General features: G+C 71.4%; 4 protein-coding genes and 1 pseudogene. 4 read left to right on the plus strand and 1 reads right to left on the minus strand.

The annotated features are described in order from the left end of the window. Nucleotides 1-390, plus strand: a pseudogene (locus GTW40_RS28510) (6-phosphogluconate dehydrogenase); the annotation flags it as partial. Nucleotides 391-394: 4 nt separating this feature from the next. After that, complete coding sequence (locus tag GTW40_RS28515; RefSeq protein WP_161183018.1) at nt 395-988, plus strand: histidine phosphatase family protein; 594 nt, start codon at nt 395-397, stop codon at nt 986-988. 93 nt (nt 989-1081) lie between these two features. Here GTW40_RS28515 and GTW40_RS28520 read toward each other — a convergent pair whose 3' ends face one another. Then, a complete protein-coding gene (locus GTW40_RS28520) occupies nt 1082-1522 on the minus strand; it encodes a PPOX class F420-dependent oxidoreductase (RefSeq protein WP_161183019.1) in 441 nt (146 codons plus the stop codon). 81 nt (nt 1523-1603) lie between these two features. On the opposite strand from GTW40_RS28520, the gene GTW40_RS28525 reads away from it, so the two are divergent. Continuing rightward, nucleotides 1604-2218 carry a TetR/AcrR family transcriptional regulator gene (locus GTW40_RS28525; RefSeq protein WP_161183020.1) on the plus strand — a complete coding sequence of 205 codons (615 nt, stop codon included), beginning with the start codon at nt 1604-1606 and terminating at the stop codon, nt 2216-2218. Continuing rightward, nucleotides 2215-2741: MFS transporter (locus tag GTW40_RS28530; protein ID WP_161183021.1), on the plus strand; the 527-nt coding region annotated here is incomplete at its 3' end. The genes GTW40_RS28525 and GTW40_RS28530, both read left to right, overlap by 4 nt.

Below are 2741 nucleotides of genomic sequence, written 5' to 3' on the forward strand. Positions count from 1 at the left end.
AAGATGGTCCACAACGGCATCGAGTACGCCATGATGCAGGCGTACGCCGAGGGCTGGGAGCTGCTGGAGAAGGCGAACTCCGTGGACAACGTCCGCGAGATCTTCCGCTCCTGGCAGGAGGGCACGGTCATCCGCTCCTGGCTGCTCGACCTCGCGGTCAACGCCCTGGACGACGACGAGCACCTGGACGAGCTGCGCGGCTACGCCGAGGACTCCGGCGAGGGCCGGTGGACCGTCGAGGCCGCCATCGACCACGCGGTGCCGCTCCCGGCCATCACCGCCTCGCTGTTCGCGCGCTTCGCGTCCCGTCAGGACGACTCGCCTCAGATGAAGATGATCGCCGCGCTGCGCAACCAGTTCGGCGGCCACGCGGTCGAGAAGAAGGGCTGACGTCGTGGGGGACCTCCTGCTCGTCCGCCACGGCGAGACGGAGTGGAGCCTGTCGGGACAGCACACCAGCTGGACCGATCTGCCGCTCACCGCACGCGGTGAGGAGCAGGCCAGGTCCCTCGCTCCACTCCTCGCCGGGCGCGACTTCGCCGTCGTCCTGACCAGTCCGATGGGCCGGGCCCGGGACACCGCCCGGCTGGCCGGCCTGACCGCCACCGAGTCCGACCCCGACATGGTCGAGTGGGACTACGGCGGCTACGAGGGCGTCAAGACCGTCGACATCCACAAGACCCGGCCCGACTGGAACCTGTGGACCGACGGTGTGACCCCGGGCCCCGAGGGGCATCCGGGCGAGTCGCCCGAGCAGATCGGGGCGCGAGCCGACCGGGTCCTGGCCCGGATCGACAAGGCTCTCCAGGAGGAGGGCGGCGACGTGATCCTGGTCGCGCACGCCCACTTCCTGCGGGTGCTCACCGCGCGCCGCCTGGGTCTGCCCGCCGCCGACGGCCGGCTGTTCCAGCTGGCCACGGGCACGGTGAGTCGTCTCTCGACGGAGCACGGGCGGCCCGTGATCGTGGAGTGGAACCGGCTGCCCTGAGGGCCGTGATTCCCGAGGGCTGTCAGCTCTGATGTGAACGGCCGAGGCCCGGACCACCGTGTGTGGTCCGGGCCTCGTCGTATCCACAGGCCCTTACTGCCGGGGCACCCCGTAGGCGCGATCGACGCGCATCCGGGCGACCAGCCGTCGGTCGCGGACCATGGCGGCGCGGTAGTCGTCCCAGTCCGGGTGCTCGCCCAGCACCTCCCGGTAGAGCCGGATCAGCTCCTCCACGGTCTCGTCGTGCGGGTCCTCGGCGACGGGGGTCAGCTCCACCGTGCCCTCGGCGACCGTGTACGCCCAGCGGTCGTCGCTGGTGACGTAGTAGGAGGCGCGGGGTTCACGGCGCAGGTTCCGGGTCTTGGCCCGGTCGTCGGTGACCGAGACACGGATGATCCGCTCGGCCGGGTCGTAGGCGTGGCTCACATTGGACAGCTGGGGGCGGCCGTCCCGCTTGAGCGTGACCAGCACACCACCGTGCCCCTCGGAGAGCAGCTTCAGCAGGGCGTCCTGCGTCGTCGGGTCGTCAGTCATATCCGGGTCAACGGGGGGTGGTGGGCGGCGCATTCCCCGAAGCCGTAGACATTGTCTACCGATCCTTGGTAGACAGTGTCTATGAGTGAGCCGTCACCTATAAGCGAGCCGTCGAGCAACGAGTCCGACCCGGGGCTGCGGTCCCGCCTGGTGGACGCCGGGGTGGCGCTGCTGGCCACCGAGGGGGTGCGGGCGCTGGGTCTGCGGGAGATCGCCCGGCGGGCCGGGGTCTCGCACGGGGCGCCCCGCCGGTACTTCCCCACACATCTGGAGCTGCTGTCCGCGATCGCGCGGCGCGGCTTCGAGCAGCTGGGCGTCTCGGTGGGGGTCACGCTCGACTCCGCCGACGCCGACCCGCGTGAGCGCACGGCCGCACTGGCGCGGACGTATCTGCGCTTCGCGCTGGAGAACCCCGGGATGTACGAACTGATGTTCCGTCACGACATTTTGGAGAGCGGTCACTTGGAACTGCGGGACACCAGCCTGCCGCTGTTCGGCGTGCTCGTGGAGCTGGTGGGCCGGGTACGGCCGGAGACGGACGCCCGCCGGGCCGCCGGGGCCCTGTGGGCGAACCTGCACGGACTGGCCCAGCTGTGGCGCTGGGGAAGTCTCCAACTGGCCACCGGTGACGTGGACTTCGAGCCACTGTTGCAGACGTGCCTGACCGCGCATCTCGGCTCCGGGTCGGGCCGGTGAACCGGCGGCTGACGCTGGCGTGCAGCGTGGCCGGTGCGGTGCTCGTCGCCCTGGACGGTACGGTCCTCACCGTCGCCCAGCCGTCCCTGCAAGGGTCGTTGCACGCTTCCTACGCGGAGGTGCAGTGGACCAGTACCGCATATCTCCTCGTCGTGGCCGGCCTGTTGGTGTTCGCGGGGCGGCTCGGGGACCGGTACGGGCAGCGGCGGATGTTCGCGCTGGGGATGCTCGGGTTCGGGGCGGCGTCGGCGGCCATCGGGTTCGCGCCCGGCATCGGGTGGGTGATCGGACTCCGGGTCGTCCAAGGCGTGTTCGGGGCGCTGCTCCAGCCCGCCACGCTCGGGATGCTGCGGGCCGCGTATCCGCCGGACCGGCTGGCGATGCCGCTCGCGGTGCGGACGAGCGCGATCGGGCTCGCGGCGGCCACGGGCCCGCTGGTGGGCGGGGCGCTGGCGACCTGGCTGGGCTGGCGGTCGGTGTTCTTCCTCGGGGTGCTCCCGGCGCTGGCCTTCGGACTGGCCGC

It is taken from the genome of Streptomyces sp. SID4985, from assembly GCF_009863025.1.
GTDB lineage: Bacteria > Actinomycetota > Actinomycetes > Streptomycetales > Streptomycetaceae > Streptomyces.

Bases quoted from the DNA above. Each gene is read 5' to 3' on its own strand.
- GTW40_RS28525 (WP_161183020.1), top strand. From the start codon at position 1,604: ATGAGTGAGCCGTCACCTATAAGCGAGCCGTCGAGCAACGAGTCCGAC.
- GTW40_RS28520 (WP_161183019.1), bottom strand. From the start codon at position 1,522: ATGACTGACGACCCGACGACGCAGGACGCCCTGCTGAAGCTGCTCTCC.